The following is a 20,839-nucleotide window of genomic DNA, read 5'->3' as shown; positions in this document are numbered from 1 at the left end:
TCGTAGAAGCAGGGCCTGCCCGTGGAATCAGGGCCGGCCGGAATCCTGGGTCCGGCCGCCGCCCAGGACGGTGTCGATCAGAGCCTCTGCCGCGCCGGGATCACCGGCGAGCCGCCCGGCCTCGCGGATCTGCTCCTCGTTCAGGCCCCCGGCCTTCGCCAGCTGGATCGCCTCGTGGACGCCGTTTCCGTCGCCGTGCGCGAGCAGGGCGAAGAACCAGCGAACCGCCTGCACCGGGTCGGGGGCGGTCCCGAAGCCGTCGCGGTACCAGCAGGCTGCGGCATTCATGGCCCCCGTGTGTCCGCGCTCGGCCGCCCAGACGTACCAGTGCAGCGCCTCCTCGTCCCGGTCGAGTGCCGAGAGCCGGTCGGCGAGTACGGCACCCGCGACGACGATCCCTTCCCGCGCGGCGGCCTCGAACAGCCGCAGGGACTCGTCGGGGTCGTCCACCAACTGGGCGAGGTTGAAGCTGCCGTAGGCGTCTCCGCCCTCGGCGGCCGCCCGGAAGAGCTCGACGGCCCGCTCCCGGTCTTCCTCGACGCCGAGCCCCGTCACCAGCATGTGCCCGTAGGTGCGCTGTCCGGCCGGGAGCCCGGCCTCGGCCGCCGAGCGGGCGTACGACACGGCCAGGGGCAGGGCCGACTCGTCGAAGTACTCCAAGTAGATCCCGGCGAGCAGCGCGGCGGCCTCCGCGGATCCGCCGTCCGCCAGCGGGACGAGCTCGCCGGTCACCAGGGCCGCCAGCTCGGCGCCCTCCGCGCTGCCCTCCATGGCGGCCAGGACGAAGGCGTGCCCCGCGGCCACCCAGTCCCCGACCTCGGCGGCCCTTCGTCCCTCGTCCAGATGCATGCAGGGACTCTAAGTCATGGTCCGGCGGGTCATAGCGGGTGGCGCCGACGGTGACGGTGCCGGGGAACCCGGCGAGCCGAGTCCCGGCTCGCGCCACCCTCCCGTGCGGGAGATCTTGACGCCGCTGATGTTACCGGTAACATCGACGCCCGTCGGAGTAAGTCAGACCCGCCCACGCCGTCGTGGGCCGTTCCCTGGAGTCCGCGTGACCGACCACTCGACAGCGCGTCGCGCCCCCACCGCCCCGGCCACCCCCACCGCCCCGACCACCCCCGCCTTCACCCCCACCGCCGTGGCGGCCTCCTGCGTCGGCTTCGTCCTCATCGGCGCGCTCCAGGCCCTGTACGGGCCGGCGATCCCGGCCCTGCGCAAGGAGTTCGACCTCTCACCCTCGGCCGCCGGACTGGCCCTGAGCGCCCACTTCATCGGCGGCGTGGCCGGCGTCCTCCTCTTCGACCGCCGGTACGGCCGTACCGGCAACCGCCGGATCCTCGGCGCCTCGTACCTCCTGATGGCACTCGGCGCCGCGGGATTCGCCATCGCGCCCACCTGGCCGACGGCCCTGGCCGCGGCCCTCCTCGCCGGCCTCGGCTTCGGCGGCATCGACTACGGCCTCAACCAGCTCTTCGCCGTGGGCTTCGGCCACCGCTCCGCCGCGCTGCTGAACATCCTCAACGCCCACTTCGGCATAGGCGCGATCCTCGGCCCCGCCCTCATCGGCGCGGTGGGCGCCGCCCACTACCCCGCCCTCTTCCTGGCCTTCGCCCTGGCCAACCTCCCCCTCCTCCTCTGCCTGAAGGGCGTAAGAGACCGCACCCCCCACCCCAACGACCCCGAAACCACCGCCGGACAAACGCCGCTGGCCCGCAGCCTCACCTCGGTCCTCACGGTCTTCGTCACCCTCTACGTCCTGCACGTGGGCATCGAGGCGGGCGTCGGCGGCTGGGAACCCACCCACCTGGAAACCGTCGGCTACGGCGCAGCCACAGCGGCCACCGCCACCTCCGTCTACTGGCTGATGATGACCGTGGGCCGCTTCCTCGTGGCCCCCCTGGCCCTGCGCTTCTCGGCCCCGGCCATCATCACCGTCTCCTGCACCGGCATGACCACCTGCCTCCTCCTGGCCGCCGTACCCGGCCTGGCCCCGTACGCCTACGCCGGCGTAGGCCTCTTCATCGCCCCGATCTTCCCCACGGGCCTGCCCTGGCTCCACCGCGCGGCCCCCCACGCCAGACGCGCCGGCGCGGTGGTCATAGCCGCATCAATGGTGGGCGGCGTGGCCGCGGGCCCGGCACTGGGCAAGGTCATCGAATGGTCCGGCATCAGAGCCGTACCCCTCCTCCTGGCCACCACCTCAGCAGCCTGCCTGGCAGCCACCCTGTGGCTGATCCGCACGACACGCCCGTAGACCCCCGCACCCGCCCTCCGGCGGACCCGGGTCGTGGCGCCACGGCGCAGCCGCACCGCTCCCGCAGCCGCGAGACGGCGGGCCCGGTTCGTGGCGGCCCGGCGCAGCCGCATCGCTCCCGCAGTCGCCATGGCATGGGAGTGGGGGGGGGGGGGGGGGGGGGGGGGGGGGGGGGGGGGGGGGGGGGGGGGGGGGGGGGGGGGGGGGGGGGGGGGGGGGGGGGGGGGGGCGGCGGGCGGGCGGGGCGGGGGGGGGGGGCCCCCCCCCCCGCCCCCCCCCCCCCCCCCCCCCCCCCCGCCGCCACGACCCCGATCCACCCACCGTCACCAGGCGCCCCGGGGAGCAACACCCCGCACCGCCACGACCCCGACCCACCCACCGCCACCAGGCGCCCCCGGCAGCAACACCCCGCCCGCGAAACCTCGACCCCCACCCACCCCGAAGAAGGGACCCCCATGCCCGCCCTCACCACCACAAGCAACGGCTTCCTCCTGCGTGGCGAGCCGTTCCGGATCATCTCCGGCGCCATGCACTACTTCCGGATCCACCCCGACCAGTGGGCAGACCGGCTGCGCAAGGCACGGCTGATGGGCCTCAACACGGTGGAGACGTACGTGCCGTGGAACGCCCACCAGCCCGATCCCGACGGGCCCCTCGTCCTCGACGGCTTCCTCGACCTGCCCCGCTATCTGAGCCTCGCCCGCGACGAGGGCCTGCACGTGCTGCTGCGCCCGGGGCCGTTCATCTGCGCCGAATGGGACGACGGCGGCCTGCCGTCCTGGCTCCTCGCGGACCCCGGCATCCGGCTGCGCTCCAGCGATCCGCGCTTCACGCAGGCGATCGACCGCTACTTCGACGCTCTGCTGCCCGAGCTGCTGCCGTACATGGCCGCGGCGGGCGGCCCGGTCATCGCCGTGCAGGTGGAGAACGAGTACGGTGCCTACGGCGACGACACGGCGTACCTGATCCACCTCGAACAGGCCTTCCGGACCAGGGGCGTCGAGGAGCTGCTCTTCACCTGCGACCAGGCCAACCCCGAGCACCTGGCCACCGGAAGCCTCCCCGGCGTCCTCGCGACCGCCACCTTCGGCAGCCGGGTCGACCAGAACCTGGCGGAGCTGCGCAGGCACCAGCCCGACGGCCCCTTGATGTGCGCGGAGTTCTGGATCGGCTGGTTCGACCACTGGGGCGGCCCCCACCACGTGCGGGACGCCGCCGACGCCGCCGCCGACCTGGACCGCCTGCTGTCCGCGGGCGCCTCGGTCAACATCTACATGTTCCACGGCGGCACCAACTTCGGCTTCACCAACGGCGCCAACCACAAGTACGCCTACGAGCCCACGATCACGTCGTACGACTACGACGCGGCCCTCACCGAGTGCGGCGACCCCGGCCCCAAGTACCACGCCTTCCGCGAGGTCATCGCCCGGCACGCACCGGTCCCCGACGAGCCCGTCCCCGGACCGGCTCCCAAACTCCCGCCCGTCACAGTGGAGTTGGGCCGTCGGGCCTCGCTCCTCTCTCATGTCGAGAGGCTCGCGAAGCCGATCCGCACCGAGCGCCCGGCGACGATGAACGACCTGGGTCTGCACACCGGCTACGCGCTCTACCGCACGACCTTCGACGCGGCGGGCGACGGGCTCCTGCACTTCACGGGCGGCGTGGGCGACCGCGCCCAGGTCTTCGTCGACGGCGCCCCCGTCGGCGTGCTGGAACGCGAACGCCACGACGAGACCCTCCCCGTGCGCGTCCCGCACCCCGGCGCCACGCTGGACGTCCTCGTCGAGAACATGGGCGGTGTCAACTACGGCCCCCGCATCGGCGCCCCCAAGGGCCTCCTCGGCCCCGTCACCTTCAACGGCACTTCCCTGGACGACTGGGACTGCCACCCCCTGCCGCTGGACGACCTGGACGCCGTGCCGTTCACCCCGTCCGACACGCCCACGGCCCACGAACCCGCCTTCCATCACGGCACGTTCGAGGTGGACACCCCGGCCGACACCTTCCTCGCCCTGCCCGGCTGGACCAAGGGACAGGCCTGGATCAACGGCTTCCACCTCGGCCGCTACTGGAACCGCGGCCCGCAGCACACTCTGTACGTCCCCGCCCCGGTCCTGCGCCCGGGCACCAACCACCTCGTCGTCCTGGAACTGCAGGCCACCACCGCCACCCGCGCCCAGCTCACCGACACCGCCGACCTGGGACCGGAGAACACCTGGTGACCCGCCCACACCGCCTGCGCGTCCCCGCACCCGCCGCTCCTGCGCTGACCGGCCACCTCCCCTTCACCGACGCACCGGACGTGCCCGACCCGATCGAGGTGACCAGCCGCTGGCTCACCCGAGGCGGCCGCCCCTGGTTCCCGGTCTCGGGCGAGTTCCACTACTCACGCCACCCGGCCGGCGAGTGGGAGGAGGAACTGCTGAAGATGAAGGCGGGCGGGGTCACGGCCGTGGCCTCCTACATCATCTGGATCCACCACCAGGAGACCGAGGCCCGCATCCGCTTCGACGGCGACCGCGACCTGCGCCGCTTCGCCGAGCTGTGCGCCCGCCACGGCCTGGACTTCGTCCCCCGCATCGGCCCCTGGTCCCACGCGGAGGTCCGGGGCGGCGGCCTGCCCGACTGGGTACTGGCCCGCACCGACGCCCCGCGCACCGACGACCCGGCGTACCTGGCCGTCGTACGCCCGTGGTTCGAGGCGATCGCGTCCCAGCTCCACGGCCTGGACCGCGCACACCACGGCCCGATCGTCGCGATCCAGGTCGAGAACGAGCTGTACGACCAGCCCGGCCACCTCCGCACCCTCAAGCGCATGGCCCAGGAAGCCGGTCTGAGCGCTCCCCTGTGGACGTCGACGGCCTGGGGCGGAGTCCAACTCCCCGGTGACGAACTCCTCCCGCTGTACGGCGGCTACCCGGAGGCGTTCTGGACCGAGGCCGACGGCGGCTGGCCCGACACCTGCCGCAAGCACTACTTCTTCACCCACCAGCGCGACGACGAGGGCATCGGCGCGGACCTCAGACCCACGACCGTCCGCGGCACGGCCCCCCAGGACCAGGCCGACCGCTTCCCCTGGGCCACCTGTGAGCTGGGCGGCGGCATGGCGGTCGCCTACCACCGCCGCCCACGCGTCGACGCCGCCGACATCGGCGCCCTCGGCCTCACCAAGATCGGCTGCGGCTCGGTCTGGCAGGGCTACTACATGTTCCACGGGGGCACGAACCCGGTCGGCGCGTCGACGACCCTCCAGGAATCCCACGCCACCGGCTACCCCAACGACCTCCCGGTCCTGACGTACGACTTCCAGGCCCCGCTCGGCGAGTACGGCCAGTACCGCCCGTCGTACGACGAACTCCGCCTCCAGCACCTGCTGCTGGCGGACTTCGGCGAGCGGATCGCCCCGATGGAGTCGGTCCTGCCGGACGACGGTCCGCGGGGACAGCACGACCGTGCCACCCTGCGCTGGGCGGTCCGCACCGACGGCCGCGGCTCCGGCTTCCTCTTCGTCACCAACCACCAGCCGCACGAACCCCTGCCGGACCACCCGGACACGACCTTCACGGTCGACTTCCCCGAGGCGCCGTCCCTGACCCTGCCCAGCGCCCCGGTCACCGTCCCCGCGGGCGCCTCCTTCTGCTGGCCCCTGCGTCTGGACGTGGCCGGCCTGCGCCTCGACTGGGCCACCGCCCAGCCGGTGTGCACGGTCGCCGAGGACGACGGCCGTACGGTCCTGGTCCTGGCGGCCACCGAGGGCATCGCCCCCGAACTCGCCCTCGACGCGAGGACGGTGAGCTCGGTGCGGGCCGGGCACGCGGAGACGACCGCCACCGACGACGACCGCGTCCTGATCACGGGCCTGCGGCCCGGCACGGACGCCCTGGTCGAAGTGGACACCGCCGACGGCGGCCGGGTCGCCCTGCTGGTCCTGGACGCGGCGACGGCCCGCACGGCGTACCGGGGCCAGGCATGGGGCGCGCAACGCCTGGTCCTGTGCGCCGAGGGCGTGGTCTTCGACGCGAGGGCGAACGAGGTACGCCTCCACACCCGCACGGCCGCTCCGTCGCCCTCCCTCTCCGTCCTCCCCGCACCACGGCGTCCGCCGACGGCGCCCGGGGCCACGGTGAAGGAGACGAGGGACGGCGTCCTGACCCGCTACACACTGCTTCCCGACAGCACCGAGATCACTGACAACGCGAGCAATGCGGAGAACAGAGACAACACGGCGCAAACCTCGGCCGAACCGTCCCCCACCCTCCTCCGCCCGCCCGGCCCACCCCCGCCCCCCACGACGGGCGTACTGAACCGGGCGAGCGCGCCCGCCGACGCGTACTACGACACGACGGCGGCCGTGTACGAGATCGACCTCCCGCCCGCCGCCCCGCCGGGCACCCTGCTGCGGCTGCACTGGACGGGTGACGTGGCACGCGCCCACGTCGGAGACACGCTGGTGGCCGACCAGTTCTTCTCGGGCCGGCCCTGGGAGATCGGCCTGGACCGGTTGCCGGCGGGGGAGAGGCTCGTGGTGAAGGTGCTGCCGATGGCGGAGGGGGCGGCGGTGTACGTGCCGCGGGAGGCGGCGCCGGGTGTGGCGGAGATCCGGCACGCCGAGTGGATCACGAGGCGGAGGTGGGTCCTGACGCAGGCCTGACCTCCGACTGCCCGTCCCGCCCGGCCTATCCTGTGGTGCGCCGGGACCGGGGCCTGCAGCGGGCCCGGGAGATCCGGACCAGGCCGAACGAGAAGAGCGAGCACCCATCATGACGCCCAGCGCCCCCGACGGCCCGGCGACCAAGGGACGCAGTCGTCGCAACTTCGCGGGCGCGCGTCCCGTGATGGACGACGTGGCGAAGCTGGCCGGTGTCTCGAAGCAGACGGTCTCGCGGGTCCTGAACGATCATCCGGCGGTCCGCCCGGAGACCCGCGAGGCGGTCCTCGCCGCCATCCGCACGCTCGGCTACCGCCCCAGCCGCAGCGCGCGTTCGCTGGCCAGCGGCCGTACCCGGATGCTCGGCGTGATCTCGTTCGACGCGGCCCGCTACGGCCCGGCGTCCACCTTGACGGCGATCAACACGGCGGCGCAGGAGGCCGGTTACCTGATCAGCTCGATCGCCCTGGACACGGCGGAGCGCGACACGGTCGTGCGGGCGGCGGACCGTCTGGCGGCGGAGGGCGCGGACGGAGTGATCGCGATCGCCCCGCAGCTGTGGGTGGCGAAGGCGCTGGCCGAGGCCCGTCTGGACACCCCCCTGGTGGTCCTCGACAACGACCTCGGCGACGGCACCCCCGTGGTCACCTCGGACGCCCGCACCGGCGCCCGCATGGCCACCGAACACCTCCTCGCCCTCGGCCACGCCACGGTCTGGCACGTGGCGGGCCCGGCGGGCTGGACGTCGGCCGACCGCCGTGCGGAGAGCTGGCGGGACACCCTGAAGGCGGCCGGCGCCGAGATCCCCGCCCCCCTCACCGGTGACTGGAGCGCCGACTCCGGCTACGAGCGGGGCCGCGAACTGGCGAGGAACCCCGAGGTCACCGCCGTCTTCGTGTCGAACGACCAGATGGCGCTGGGCGTCCTGCGCGCCCTGCACGAGGCGGGCCGCCGCGTCCCCGACGACGTCAGCGTGGTCGGCTACGACGACATCCCGGAGGCCGCCCACTTCCTCCCGCCGCTGACCACGGTCAGCATGGACTTCTCGGACATCGGCACCCGCTCCCTCCATGTCCTGCTGACCCGCATCGACACCCCCACCGTGCCCCCGCCGCCCCTGACGCTCGTCCCCGCCGAACTACGCGTCCGCGACAGCACGACCCGACCGCGCGACCGGCACTGACCGGCGACCGGCCGTCCGTACCGTCACCGCAGCAGCAGATGCCCGAGGGAGAACCCCCCGACGGCCACGATCAGCCCCCGCAGCACCGCCGGCCGGAACCGCCGCCCCACGCCGGCCCCGAACCGCCCCCCGACCGCCGACCCCGCCGCGACGAGCGCGACGGCCGTCCAGTCGAAGTCGGCGACGAAGAGGAAGAAGACGGCGGCGACGCCGTTGACGACCGCGACGAGGACGTTCTTGACGGCGTTCAGCCGCTGCAACGGCTCGTCGAGGAAGAGCCCCATCAGCGCCACGTAGAGGATCCCCTGCGCCGCGGAGAAGTAGCCGCCGTAGACGCTGGCGAGCATGAGCCCCCCGAACAGCACGGGCCGTACCCGCCCCCGCCCCGCGGTGCCGGCCCGGCGACGTGCCACCCACCGCCCGATCAACGGCTGCGACGCCACCAGTACGAGAGCCAGTCCCACCAGCCCCGGCACGATCACCTCGAACGCCCCCGCGGGCAGCACCAGCAGCAGAGCGGCCCCTGCGATCCCCCCGACCAGCGCCCCACCGCTCAGCACCAGCACCCGCCGCCCCTGCCCGGCCAGCTCCCGCCGGTAGCCGAGCGCCGCGCCGACCGACCCGGGCACCAGCCCGAGCGCGTTGGAGACGGTGGCGGAGACAGGCGGCAACCCGACGGCGAGCAACACCGGGAAACTGATCAACGTCCCTGATCCGACAACGGCGTTGATGCCACCGGCCGCCAGCCCGGCCACCGCCACGGCGACCATCTCCCAGCCCGTCACCGCGCCACCCCGGACCTCCGCAGCACCATCATGCCGCCGACCCTATGCCCCGGTCGCTTCGGCCTCCGCCGAACGATCCCCGCCCGCGCCCCTTCGCGCGGCCGCCGTCATCTCCGGTAGCCGAGGACGGTCATCATGCCGGATTCGGAGTGGTACTGGTTGTGGCAGTGGAGCATCCACAGCCCGGGGTTGTCGGCGTTGAAGTCGACGACGAGTTTGCGGTGCGGCAGGAGCAGCGCGGTGTCCTTCCGGGCGCCGACCGCGTCGATGCCGGTGAGGGCGAAGGTGTGGCCGTGCAGGTGCATGGGGTGCCACATGTCGGTGGCGTTGACGAGGGTCAGACGGACGCGTTCCCCCTCCCGGATCGGGTGGCGTTGTTCGACGTCGTAGGGCCGGCGGTCGAAGCTCCAGTTGAAGTTCCGCATGTCGCCGTGGAGCCTGAAGCGCAGCTCGCGGTCCGGGGCACGGTCGCACAGGGCCACGGACTCGTCCGGCACGAGCCGTCTCGCCGGTACGACCCGGCCGTCGAGCTCCTCCGGGTGCACGGAGGGCCCGGGCGGGCTTCCGCCGCCGGTACGCAGCAGTGCCAGCGCCCTGCCCTTCTTGCCCTCGGCGAGCGCGACCAGCGGGAACACCCCGCTCCTGGCGGTGACCAGGACGTCGTAGCGCTCGGCCATGCCCAGCAGCAGCGCGTCCGTCTTCTTGTGCTGGACGGGGTATCCGTCCGTGTGCGTCACCGTCATCACATGGCCGCCCAGGGCCACCCGGAAGGCGGTGTCACCGCCGGCGTTGATGATCCGCAACCGGATCCGGTCCCCGGGCCGGGCCCGGAACACGGTGGGAGCCTGCGGCAGCCGCCCGTTGACCAGGTAGTACGGGTAGTCGACATGGCCGCCCTCACTGCGCAGCATGCGGCTCCGCGAGCCGTGCAGGACGCGGGAGGGGCCGGCGGGCCTCCTGTGGCCCGACGCGTGCGTGTGCCCCGGGTCCTCACCCATGTCCATCGGCGCGGCCTTGCCCTTGCGCAGTTGCGCGAGCACGCCGTCCGGGGTGGAGCCGCCCACGCCGTCCACCCAGTCGTCCAGGACGACGACCCACTCCTTGTCGTAGGACAACGGCTCCTTGGGATCCTCGACGATCAGGGGAGCGTACAGACCCCGGTCGAGTTGCATCCCCGAGTGTGAGTGCAGCCAGTACGTGCCCGGGTGCGTCACCGCGAAGCGGTAGGTGAAGTCCGCCCCGGGCCTGATGGAGTACTGGGTCAGCCCCGGGACGCCGTCCATGTCGCAGCGCAGCCGGATGCCGTGCGAGTGCAGGGTCGTCGCCTCGGGCAGGTGGTTGACGAGCCTGAGCCCGAGCACGTCCCCTGTCGTGACCCGCACCTCCTTGCCGGGCAGCGTGTCCCCGTACGCCCACGACCTGACGGTCCGCCCGCCCAGATCGAGCTTCGTCTCGGTGGCGATCAGCGTGAACGCGCGCAGAGGCCCGTCCCCGCGTGCCTTCTCGGCGGCGACGACCTCGGGATCGGACGGATTCACGTAGCCCTTGGGCCCCTTGGGCACGAAGCCACCGCCGCGGTGGCCGTCGCCCCTGTCCACCGAGTGGGGCCCGGCCCCGGAAGCCGGACCGGCCACCGACGGGGCGCCGGCCCCGGTACGCGAACCGGGCGCCGTGGGTGCGCCGGCCCCGGCACGCGAACCGGTCACCGAGTGGAGGCCACCGCCGGAATGCGAGCCGGAACCGGAACAGGAGACCAGTGCTCCCGAGCCGACGGCCACGATGGAGGCACCGAGCACGGTGCGCCGCGTATGTGTGTGCATGTCTAAATAAGACATGTCGCATGGTCATATTTACGAGAACTGTGGCGGCGCGTCTCGCGATTCGCGCACGGGACGAGAAGTGTCACTCAGGAGGGTGGTCCCAGGTGGCTCCCACGCCGAGCGTGGGGTGGAATGGGGGACGTGATGCGCCGGGACGGAGGCCGGAGAGCTCCGCGCGGTCCGCGCGGGCAGCGGCGACCGGAACCTCCAGCAAGGCGCGGATTTTGAGCCCAACTCGCCTGCGTCGGCGTGGAGTTGACGACGCGGCACTCCGGTCGCCTCACCACCGTGCGGGAGCGGTCCCCACATCGTGGGGGCGAGGCGTCGTGCCGTGGGCGGTCCGGGTCTCCAGCGCGTGCAGCACGGCCACCATGTCCTCGCCGCCGTGGCCCTGCTCGACGGTCTCGCCGTAGAGGGCGTGACAGACGTCCAGGAGCGGGGAGGCCAGGCCGGCCTCGCGGGCGGCCTCCGCGATCAGCCGGTTGTTCTTCAGGACGTCCGCGGCGGCCGCCTGGACGGTGAAGTCACGGGCCAGCAGCTTGGGTCCCTTCATACGGGAGACGGCGCTGGCCATCGGGCCCGCGTCCAGGACGTCCCGGAGCAGCCGCTGGTCGAGCCCGTGCCGGTCGGCGAAGTGGAACGCCTCGGTCAGACCGGTGACCAGCGTGATCAGGAACAGGTTCACCGAGAACTTCATCAGCAGCGCCCCCGGGACCGCGCCGCAGTCGAACGTCTCCCGGCACATCGGCGTGAGCAGGGGCCGTACGGCCGCCACCGCGTCGTCGTCACCCGCCAGCATCCCCACCAGCTCGCCCTGCTCGGCCGGGACGCGGGAGCCGGAGACCGGGGCCTCGACGTAACTCCCGCCCGCCGCCCGGATGTCGTCCCGCAGGCCGCCCGAGTACTCGGCCGAGGTCGTGCCCATGTGGACGACGGTGTGCCCGGCGACGCGCTCGGCGAAGTCCGGTGTGCCGCGCCCCAGCACCGCGTCGACGGCGGCCTCGTCGGCCAGCATGAGGATCACGGTCCCGGCCCGCTCGAAGACCTCGGCCGGGCCCGCCGCGACCTCGGCTCCGGCGGTGCGCAGGGGTTCGCACCGGCCGGGGGTGCGGTTCCACACGACGAGAGGCGTCCCCGCGCGGGCGAGGTTGAGGGCCATGGGCTGCCCCATGACCCCGAGGCCGACGAAACCGACGTACACGACGCACCGCCCTGTCCTGGCTCACGCGGGCCGGGCCGCCGCCACCCTCACCGCGGATGCCACCACTGCCTCGGCCCCTGACTATGACAGCGGTCATAGTAGTCGGCGCCATGACGACGGTCATAGGGTGATGCCGAGAAGTTCGAGGAAGAAGGGGGCCGGGGATGGCGGTGTCCGCACGGGGTCCGCGCGAGCGGATGGTCTTCAGCGCGGCCCAGCTCATCCGGCGCGAGGGGGTCGCCGCCACGGGGATGCGGGAGGTCGCGGCCCACGCCGAGGCGCCGCGCGGTTCGCTCCAGCACTACTTCCCCGGAGGCAAGGAACAGCTGGTGAACGAGGCGGTGGGCTGGGCGGGCCGGTACGCGGGCAACCGCGTCGCGCGCTTCCTCGGCGCGCTGCCCGAGCCGACGCCCAGCGGGCTGTTCACCGAGATGGTGCGCCAGTGGACCGACGAGTACGAGACGGCCGGCTTCGCGGGCGGTTGCCCCGTGGCGGCGGCCACGGTGGACTGCGCGGAGTCGGCCGTCTCCACACGGGAGGCCGCGGCCGCCGCGTTCGCGACCTGGACGGGGCCGGTGACCCGCGCCCTGACGGACATGGGCGTGCCCGAGGAACGGGCCGGTGCGCTCGCCACGCTCATGATCAGCGCCCTGGAGGGGGCCGTCCTCATCGCCCGTGCCGAGCGTGACGTCCGGGCCCTGAACACCGTGGCCCGGGAACTCGGCCCGCTCCTCGACGCCGCGGTGACCAGGGACGACTGACCGGCCGTCCTACGGAACAGCGGCCCCCACCGAGAGGGTCAGGCCCTCTGCAGCACCGGAGCGGGCCGTTCCCCCGAGCCCCGGACGATCAGGCGGGTGGGGACGGTGATGGTGCGGGCGCGGGAGCGGTCGCCGTCCAGACGGGCCAGGGCGGTGGTCGCCGCCGTTCTGCCGATCTCCTCCGGGTCCTGGGCGACGACGGTCAGGGCCGGTTCGAGTGCCTCGGCGAGCGCCACGTCGTCGAAGGCGACCACGGCGACGTCCTTCCGTCCGCTGCGGGCGAGTTCGGTGACGATGCCCAGCGCGACGATGTTGTTGCCGGCGAACAGGGCGGTGGGGGGATCCGCCAGACCCAGCAGCTGGGAGGTGGCGGCGGAGGCGCCGTGCTGGTCGTGGGCGTTGGTGACCAGGCAGCGGTCGTAGGGGATGTCGGCTTCCTGCAGGGCCGTACGGTAGCCGGCCAGGCGTTCGCGGCGGGTGTAGAGCTTGGTGGGCAGGTCGCCGACGAAACCGATGCGCCGGTGGCCGTGGGCGATCAGATGGGCGACGCCCTCGTGGGCACCCGTCCGGTTGGAACTGACGACGCTGTCCGTGGCCAGGGCCGCTCCCGGACGGTCGATGAAGACGACCGGCAGGCCCGCGGTGCGGTGCGCCTTGAGGTGGGAGTGGTCGGCGCCGACCGACGGCACGACCATCAGGATGCTGACCCGGCGGGCGAGGAACTTGTCGGTCAACGCGCGCTCGCGGTCGGGATCGTCCGCCGAGGAGCCCATGAGCAGGGTCAGGCCACGGTCGCGGACGGTGTCCTCGATGCTCCGGGCCACGGCCCCGAAGAAGGGGTTGCCGAGGTCGGGGATGACCAGTCCGATGGTGGTGTCGGGTCCGCCGACCCGGATGTTGCGGGCCATCAGGTTCGGCTGGAAGCCGAGCTTGGCGACGGCGGCGAGGACCTGTTCCCTGGTCTGGGCGGAGGCGGGTCCGTCCTCGTTGAGGACGCGGGAGACGGTCTTGGCGCTGACGCCCACTTCTCGGGCGACGTCTGCCAGGGTGGGGCGGCGCTTCGCTGCCATGGAGGGAACGGTCTCCTGTGCTCGTCGGTTCCGGCCGCGGCCTCGGCCGGAACCTGTGAGTGGTGAGTTCGTGTCGTCAGTTGGCCTGGACACCAGCGGCCTTGGCCGCCTCGGAATCCGCTACGACAGTACCTCCGGCCTCGTCGACGGTGAGCGCGCCGGTCATGATGGCGACGACCTCCGCCATGGAGTAGTCGGAAGGCTTGATCACGGCCGCGCGCCTGCCCAGCCGGTGCACATGGATCCGGTCCGCGATCTCGAAGACGTGCGGCATGTTGTGGCTGATCAGAACGACCGGCATGCCCTTGTCCCGGACGCGGCGGATGAGGTCCAGCACCTGGCCGGACTCCTTGACGCCGAGAGCGGCGGTGGGCTCGTCCATGACGACGACGCTGCGGGCCCAGGCGACGGAACGGGCGACCGCGACGGCCTGCCGCTGACCGCCGGAGAGCGTCTCGACCGCCTGGGTGAGCGAGCGCAGGCCGATCTTCAGGTCGGCCATGTGCTCGGCGGCCTCCTGGCGCATGCGCTTCTTGTCCAGCATGCGGAAGACACTGCCGAGGACGCCGGGGCGGCGCAGTTCGCGCCCCAGGAACACGTTCGAGGCGATGTCCATGGAGGCGGCCACCGCGAGGTCCTGATAGACCGTCTCGATGCCGTGCGCGCGGGCGCTCTGCGGTCCGGAGAAGGTGATGGGCTCGCCGTTGAGCCGTATCTCGCCCGCGTCCGGAACCAGCGCCCCGGTGAGAGCCTTGATCAGGCTGGTCTTGCCGGCGCCGTTGTCGCCGATGACCGCCAGGACCTCACCGGGCATCAGGTCGAAGTCGGCGCCGTCGATGGCGGTGACGTGCCCGTACCGCTTGACCAGACCGCGGGCCTGCAGGACAGGGGTGGGGGAGGTGGCGGTCATCGGGCCTTCTTCCGGGAGATCTGGTCGACGGTCACCGCGAGGATCACCAGGATTCCGGTGATCAGGGTCTGGTAGATGGAGGCGACACCCATCAACTGCAGGCCGTTGCGGAAGACGCCGACGATGAGGACGCCGATGAAGGTGCCCAGGACCGAACCGCGCCCGCCGAAGAGGCTGGTGCCGCCGAGGACCACGGCGGTGATGCTGTCGAGGTTGTCGGTCTGCCCGGCCTGCGGGTCGCCGACTCCGGTGCGGGAGATGAGCAGCAGGGCGGCGATGCCGTACAGCACACCCGCCGTGGTGTAGACGCCGATGGTCAGGCGGGAGGTGCGGATGCCGTTCAGCCGCGCCGCCTCCTGGCTGTTGCCCAGCGCGTAGACGTGCCGGCCCCAGCCGGTGCTGCTCAGCGCGTACGCGAGGAGGAGGAACAGGGCGATGGTGACCAGGGAGCCGTAGGTGATGTCGGTGTGGCCGAGCGGGAAGGTCTGCCCGAGGGCCGTCAGCGGGCCGGGCAGGTTGGTGACCGTCTGCTCCTCGGAGTAGATGTGGGTCAGCGCGAACGCCACGTTGAGCATGCCGAGCGTGACGATGAACGGCGGCAGCGGGATCTTCTGCACCAGCAGCCCGTTCAGCAGCCCGAAGCCGCCGCAGACCGCTATGCCGAGAGCGATGGCGACGAGCGGGGGCAGGGAGCCCTCGGCGGCCATCTTGGCGATCATGATGCTGCCGAACGCCATCACGGCACCGCACGACAGGTCGATGCCCGCCGTGAGGATGATCAGGGTCTGTCCGATGGCGAGCGTGCCGACGACCATGACCTGCTGCACGATCAGCGAGAAGTTGCCGCCCGTGAGGAACTGGTCGGTCGAGAAGGAGAAGAAGGCGCAGGCCAGGAGGAGGGCGACCAGCGGGCCGGTGGTCGGTGCCGTGAGCAGTCTGCGGGCCGTGGTCGGTGCTTTGAGCTCGGCGTACGGCGTGGTCGTCGACGGTGGCGTGGACGTGGCAGTCATGCGAAGTCCTTGTCGGAAGACAGAAGTCCTTGTCGGGCCCTACCGGGAGACAGGAAGACGAGGGGGCGGCCGTCCCCGGGTCGGGGAGGAGGGGCCGGCCGCCCGCTGAGGGGAAGGACGGCGTCGAACAGCTCCGGGAGCGGCTCAGCCCCAGCAGTTCTCCAGGCCGTAGGCGGTGTCCTTGGAGGTGACCCCGGCCTGCGGCTTGTCGGTGATCAGGGTGACGCCCGTGTCGGTGTAACCGGACGCCTTCTTGCCGTCCTTCGCGTACGTCACGACGGCCTTGACGCCCTCGGCGGCCATCTTCAGCGGGTACTGCTGCGAGGTCGCCGCGATCTTGCCGTCCTTGACGGCCTGGGTGCCGGTGCAGCCACCGTCGACGGAGACGACCAGGACGTCCTTCTCCCGGCCCTTGGCCTTGAGGGCGGTGTACGCGCCCAGGGCGGCCGGTTCGTTGATGGTGTAGACGACGTTGATGCCGGGCTCCTTCTGGAGGCAGTTCTCCATCGCCGTCTGGCCCTTGGCCTGGTCGCCGCCGGTGTCCTGGGCGCAGGCGACGTCCTTGTCGGTGGCGCCGAAGCCCTTGAGGAAGCCGTCGTGGCGCTGGACGCCCACCGACACACCCGGCGCCAGGTCGAGGGTGGCTATCTTGGCGGCCTTGCCCTTCATGGCGGCCTTGGCGTACTGGCCGATCAGCTCGCCGGCCTTGAGGTTGTCCGTGGCGAAGAGGGCGTCGACGGCGCTCTCCGGCTCGGTCGGGGTGTCCAGGGCGATGACCAGGACGCCCTTGGCCTTGGCCTTCTCGATCGCGGGCACGATGGCCTTGGAGTCGCTCGGGGTGATCAGGATGCCCTTCACGCCGGAGGCGACCATGTTCTCCATGGCCGTGACCTGACCGGCGTTGTCGCCGTCGAACTTGCCCGCGGCGGTGACCAGCTTGGCGCCGCTCTCCTTGGCGGCCTTCTCCGCGCCCTCCTTCATCTTCACGAAGAACGGGTTGGTGTCGGTCTTGGTGATCAGGCCGACCTTGACCTCGCCCGAACCGGAGCCGACGGAGTTTGATCCGGAGCCCGAGCCGCAGGCCGTCAGGGTGAGGGCCGCGATGCCCGTGCACGCGGCGGCTCTGAGGAGAGAGAGGGGCAGACGAGTGGTGCGAGACATGAAACGACTCCTGCGGGATTGCGAGCGGCGCGGCCGGCATCGGGGGATGCCGTCCCGGAGTTGTCATCGTTGACTTATGTCATCGTTGACACTGCATGGCGAGGATGATGGACTCCGGCTCCCGGCAACGTCAATGCCCTACGCCGGACACAAGTCCGTAACGCCCCCGACGGCCGCCCGGTCCGTGCCCGCTTTCGCCCGTACGCCCGCCAGAGAAGAGCAGCCCATGAGCCCGCGTCAGATCACCGTCCTCGGGGAGTGCGTCGCGGACGCGTTCGCCGAACCCGGGAGCACCTCGAACGAACTCGCCCTGCGCGTACTGCCCGGCGGCGGACCTGCGAACACGGCGGTGGCCCTGGCCCGGCTGGGCACCGCGGCCCGCTTCCTCGCACGGCTGTCCGGCGACGTGTTCGGCCGCCTGTTCCGCGGTCACCTGGAGGCATCCGGGGTGGATCTGTCGAACGCCGTCGCGGCCGCCGAGCCCAGCACCCTGGCCGTGGCGGAACTGGACGCCCGGGGGCAGGCCGCGTTCTCCTTCCACGCGCAGAAGACGGCCGACTGGCAGTGGACGGCCGAGGAACTGGCACGGGTGGACCTGTCCGAGTCCGCCTGTGTGCACACCGGATCCCTGGCCCTGGTCCGGGAGCCCGGCGCGGCCGTGGTGGAGGACTTCCTGGCGGCGGCCGCCCCCGGGGCGACCATCAGCATCGACCCCAACGTCCGGCCGCTGCTGGTGCACCCCGACGTCTACCGCGCCCGGCTGGCGCACTGGTGCCGTCTCGCCGATGTGCTGCGGCTCAGCGAGGACGACCTGGAGCTCCTGCTGCCGGACACGCCGCCCGAGCAGGCGTGCGACATCTGGCACGCGGCCGGGGCGCGGCTCGTCGTGATCACCCGCGGTGCCGACGGGGTCCTGGCCTCGCTCGACGGCGAACGGGTGGAGGTCCCGGCCGTGCCGGTGAACGTCGTCGACACGGTCGGAGCGGGGGACTCCTTCACCGCCGGCCTGCTGCACCACCTCGGCGCCCGCGGACTCCTCGGCGGCCGGCTGACCCGGCTCCGCCTCGACGAGGTCGCGGAGGCCTGCCGGTTCGCCGTCCAGGTCGCGGCCCTGACCTGCTCGGTCGCCGGCCCCAACCCCCCGTGGCGCGACCAGCTGCCGCAACTGGCAGTAACCGACCGCGTATGACGGGCAGGTGAGCCGCGCGGCGGACATCACGTCGGAACCGTTGACGCGTCGCCCGGACTGCGTCCATCATCGGGCACTCGATGTCATCGCTGACACAAGTCAACGATGACAGTCCTTCTCGGCGCCATGGACGAGGCGCCGGGAAGGAGCCACGGAAGTGTCAAGGAAGGCGTCACGGAAGGCGTCACGCAAGACGTCACGGAAGGCGTCACTCTTCGGTCCGCGCCGGACAGCAGGCTTCGCCGCGCGGACGGCCGCAGCGCAGGAGACAGCATGAGCTCTGGACGTGTAACCCGGCATGCCCGCGGACGGATGGTCGCGGCGGTGGCCGCCGTCTGCGCCCTGACCACAGCCCCGCTCACCCCTCAGGCCCTCGCCGCCGACACCCCGCCGTACACCGAGACCTACCGGCCCCAGTTCCACTTCACCCCGGAGAAGAACTGGATGAACGACCCCAACGGCCTCGTGTACTACAAGGGCGAATATCACCTCTTCTACCAGTACAACCCGAACGGCAACTCCTGGGGCGACATGTCCTGGGGCCACGCGGTGAGCACGGACCTCGTGCACTGGAAGGAACTGCCGCTCGCCCTGCCGCACGACGACAAGGAGATGGTGTTCTCCGGCAGCGCGGTGGTCGACTGGAACAACACGACCGGTTTCGGCACGAAGAAGAACCCGCCCCTGGTGGCGATCTACACCAGCTACGCCAAAGACACCGGCGTTCAGGCCCAGTCGCTCGCCTACAGCACCGACCGCGGCCGCACCTGGACCAAGTACCAGGGCAATCCCGTCCTCGACATCGGCTCCAGAGAGTTCCGTGACCCCAAGGTCCAGTGGTACGAGCCGACCAAGAGCTGGTTGATGACGGTGTCGCTGTCCACCGAGCACAAGGTGCGGTTCTACTCGTCGAAGAACCTCAAGGACTGGGACCTGCTCAGCGAGTTCGGCCCGGCCGGCGCGACGGGCGGCGTGTGGGAGTGCCCCGACCTGTTCCCCCTCGCCGTCGACGGGGACCCGGACGACATCAAGTGGGTCCTGGTCGTCAACATCAACCCCGGCGGTATCGCGGGCGGTTCGGCCGCCCAGTACTTCGTCGGCGACTTCGACGGCACGAGGTTCACCGCCGAGGACAAGGGCACCTACACCCCGCCCACCGGCACGGTCGTACAGGACTTCGAGGGCACCGGCTTCGGTACGTGGACGACCACGGGCACCGCGTTCGGCGAGGGCCCGGCGGCCGGGGCGCTGGCCGGCCAGGGGACCGTCGACGGCTTCGACGGCAGGGGCCTCGCCAACAGCTTCCACGCGGGCGACGGCACCACCGGCACCCTCACCTCCCCCGAGTTCACCGTCGACAGCCCCTACCTGAACTTCAAGGTCGGCGGCGGCCGCCACCCGCACGAGCCCGGCACCGTCATGGAGCAGGCACCCCCACCCGAGGGCACGCTCCTCGCCGACTTCGAAGGCGGCGGCTACGGCGACTGGACGAGGACCGGAGACGCCTTCGGCTCGGCGCCGGCCCCCGGCACCCTCCCGGGCCAGCAGGAGGTCTCCGGCTTCCTGGGCAGCGGCCTGGTCAACACCTTCCTGAACGGCGACTCCACCACCGGCACCCTCACCTCACCCGCATTCACCATCGACAAGAAGTACGTCGACTTCCTCATCGGAGGCGGCAACCACGGCGCCGCCTCCGCCGACCCGACCGCGATCGAGCTCCTCGTCGACGGCAAGGTGGTCCGCAGCGCCACCGGCAAGAACGCCGAGGCACTCGACTGGACCTCCTGGGACGTCGGCGACCTCGCCGGCCAGCAGGCGCAGATCAGGATCGTCGACGACAACACCGGCGGCTGGGGCCACATCAACGTCGACCACATCGTGCTGTCCGACGCCTTGGCCCAGCCCGTCTCCCAGGAGACGTCCGTCAACCTGATCGTCGACGGCCGGATCGTCCGCAGCGCCACCGGCTCCAACAGCGAGACCCTGGACTGGGCCTCCTTCGACCTGCGCCCCTACGCCGGCAAGAAGGCACGCGTCCAGATCGTCGACATGAACACCGCCGGCTGGGGCCACATCCTGGCCGACCGGTTCACCACCGCCGACAAGCCGGCCAAGTCCGTCGTGGAACGCGCCGACTGGGCCGACTACGGCAAGGACTACTACGCGGCGGTGTCCTGGGAGAACGCACCGGGCGGCAAGCGCTACATGATCGGCTGGATGAACAACTGGGACTACGGCGGCGCCATCCCCACGTCCCCCTGGCGCGGCGCGCAGAGCACCCCCCGGGAGATGGCCCTGCGCACGATCGACGGCCGGATCCGGCTGACCAGCAAGCCGGTGGGCAGCCTGGACTCCCTCCGCGAGAAGCGCCAGGCGACAGCGTCCGGCGTCACCGTCACCAGCACCTCCAAGCCCCTGATCGGCCCCGCGGCCACGGGCAGGGCACTCGACATCGAGGCGACCTTCTCCCTCGAGGACGCCGAACGCTTCGGCCTGAAGGTACGCACCGGCGCCGACGGCGAGGAGACCGTCATCGGCTACGACACCACGACACAGGAGCTGTACGTCGACCGCACCCGCTCCGGCGCCGTGGACTTCGACGGCACCTTCCCCGGCGTCCAGCGAGCCCCCCTCCAGGCCCGGAACGGCAAGGTCGAGCTGCGGATCCTCGTCGACTGGTCGTCCGTCGAGGTCTTCGGCGGCAGCGGCGAGGCCGTCATCACCGACCAGATCTTCCCCGACCCCGCCAGCCAGGGAGTGCAGCTCTTCGCCGAGAACGGCTCGGTGAGGCTGGACCAGGCCCGCGTCCGGCACCTCGGCTCCTACCGCGACTGACCCGCGACC

The 20,839-nt window shown here is 72.0% G+C and carries 15 protein-coding genes; 7 read left to right on the top strand and 8 right to left on the bottom strand.

What is annotated here, in order from left to right; translation table 11 throughout:
* Positions 1-27: 27 nt before the first annotated feature.
* Entirely contained in the window at positions 28-849 is an 822-nt protein-coding gene (locus ACPT94_RS20080; protein ID WP_360337401.1) for a tetratricopeptide repeat protein, read from the bottom strand.
* 205 nt (positions 850-1,054) lie between these two features.
* Here ACPT94_RS20080 and ACPT94_RS20075 point away from each other — a divergent pair, with 205 nt between their 5' ends.
* The 4 genes from ACPT94_RS20075 to ACPT94_RS20060 all read left to right on the top strand — a co-directional run bounded on the left by ACPT94_RS20075 (position 1,055) and on the right by ACPT94_RS20060 (position 8,088).
* Positions 1,055-2,257 (top strand): MFS transporter, encoded by a 1,203-nt coding sequence (locus tag ACPT94_RS20075; RefSeq protein ID WP_425246456.1) that lies wholly within the window; start codon positions 1,055-1,057, stop codon positions 2,255-2,257.
* A gap of 455 nt (positions 2,258-2,712) precedes the next feature.
* Entirely contained in the window at positions 2,713-4,479 is a 1,767-nt protein-coding gene (locus tag ACPT94_RS20070; protein WP_360337403.1) for a beta-galactosidase, read from the top strand.
* Entirely contained in the window at positions 4,476-6,908 is a 2,433-nt protein-coding gene (locus ACPT94_RS20065) for a beta-galactosidase (RefSeq protein WP_360337405.1), read from the top strand. Before ACPT94_RS20070 ends, ACPT94_RS20065 begins: the two co-directional genes overlap by 4 nt.
* Before the next feature lie 109 nt (positions 6,909-7,017).
* Positions 7,018-8,088, top strand: a complete 1,071-nt coding sequence (locus ACPT94_RS20060; RefSeq protein ID WP_360337407.1) for a LacI family DNA-binding transcriptional regulator — start codon at positions 7,018-7,020, stop codon at positions 8,086-8,088.
* Between the two features lie 23 nt (positions 8,089-8,111).
* Here the strand turns inward: ACPT94_RS20060 and ACPT94_RS20055 are convergent, their stop codons facing one another.
* The 3 genes from ACPT94_RS20055 to ACPT94_RS20045 form a co-directional block, all read right to left on the bottom strand.
* Positions 8,112-8,873, bottom strand: coding sequence for a sulfite exporter TauE/SafE family protein (locus ACPT94_RS20055; RefSeq protein WP_360337409.1), 762 nt, complete (start codon positions 8,871-8,873; stop codon positions 8,112-8,114).
* A 107-nt stretch (positions 8,874-8,980) separates the two neighbouring features.
* Positions 8,981-10,693, bottom strand: a complete 1,713-nt coding sequence (locus ACPT94_RS20050; protein WP_425246455.1) for a multicopper oxidase family protein — start codon at positions 10,691-10,693, stop codon at positions 8,981-8,983.
* 280 nt (positions 10,694-10,973) lie between these two features.
* Entirely contained in the window at positions 10,974-11,894 is a 921-nt protein-coding gene (locus ACPT94_RS20045; RefSeq protein WP_425246454.1) for an NAD(P)-dependent oxidoreductase, read from the bottom strand.
* A gap of 164 nt (positions 11,895-12,058) precedes the next feature.
* Here ACPT94_RS20045 and ACPT94_RS20040 point away from each other — a divergent pair, with 164 nt between their 5' ends.
* Positions 12,059-12,655 carry a TetR/AcrR family transcriptional regulator gene (locus tag ACPT94_RS20040; protein WP_425246453.1) on the top strand — a complete coding sequence of 199 codons (597 nt, stop codon included), beginning with the start codon at positions 12,059-12,061 and terminating at the stop codon, positions 12,653-12,655.
* Positions 12,656-12,693: 38 nt separating this feature from the next.
* On the opposite strand, the gene ACPT94_RS20035 is transcribed toward ACPT94_RS20040, so the two are convergent.
* The 4 genes from ACPT94_RS20035 to ACPT94_RS20020 form a co-directional block, all read right to left on the bottom strand.
* Positions 12,694-13,725: a LacI family DNA-binding transcriptional regulator gene (locus tag ACPT94_RS20035; RefSeq protein ID WP_360337417.1), complete on the bottom strand. Its 1,032-nt coding sequence runs from the start codon at positions 13,723-13,725 to the stop codon at positions 12,694-12,696.
* Between the two features lie 76 nt (positions 13,726-13,801).
* Entirely contained in the window at positions 13,802-14,635 is an 834-nt protein-coding gene (locus ACPT94_RS20030) for an ATP-binding cassette domain-containing protein (RefSeq protein ID WP_360337419.1), read from the bottom strand.
* The gene (locus ACPT94_RS20025) at positions 14,632-15,645 is read right to left on the bottom strand and encodes an ABC transporter permease (protein WP_360337421.1); all 1,014 of its coding nucleotides are present in this window, start codon (positions 15,643-15,645) and stop codon (positions 14,632-14,634) included. Before ACPT94_RS20025 ends, ACPT94_RS20030 begins: the two co-directional genes overlap by 4 nt.
* A gap of 144 nt (positions 15,646-15,789) precedes the next feature.
* Positions 15,790-16,806, bottom strand: coding sequence for a sugar ABC transporter substrate-binding protein (locus ACPT94_RS20020; protein ID WP_425246452.1), 1,017 nt, complete (start codon positions 16,804-16,806; stop codon positions 15,790-15,792).
* A 226-nt stretch (positions 16,807-17,032) separates the two neighbouring features.
* On the opposite strand from ACPT94_RS20020, the gene ACPT94_RS20015 reads away from it, so the two are divergent.
* Together ACPT94_RS20015 and ACPT94_RS20010 are read left to right on the top strand one after the other, a co-directional pair.
* Positions 17,033-17,995, top strand: a complete 963-nt coding sequence (locus ACPT94_RS20015; protein WP_425246451.1) for a carbohydrate kinase family protein — start codon at positions 17,033-17,035, stop codon at positions 17,993-17,995.
* A 273-nt stretch (positions 17,996-18,268) separates the two neighbouring features.
* Positions 18,269-20,830 (top strand): GH32 C-terminal domain-containing protein, encoded by a 2,562-nt coding sequence (locus tag ACPT94_RS20010; protein WP_425246450.1) that lies wholly within the window; start codon positions 18,269-18,271, stop codon positions 20,828-20,830.
* Positions 20,831-20,839 lie beyond the last annotated feature (9 nt).

The sequence above is a fragment of the Streptomyces aurantiaciflavus genome, assembly GCF_049808595.1.
Classification (GTDB): Bacteria; Actinomycetota; Actinomycetes; order Streptomycetales; family Streptomycetaceae; genus Streptomyces.
The sequence above is the reverse complement of the archived record's forward strand: the minus strand, read 5'-3'. Positions and strand labels throughout refer to the sequence as shown.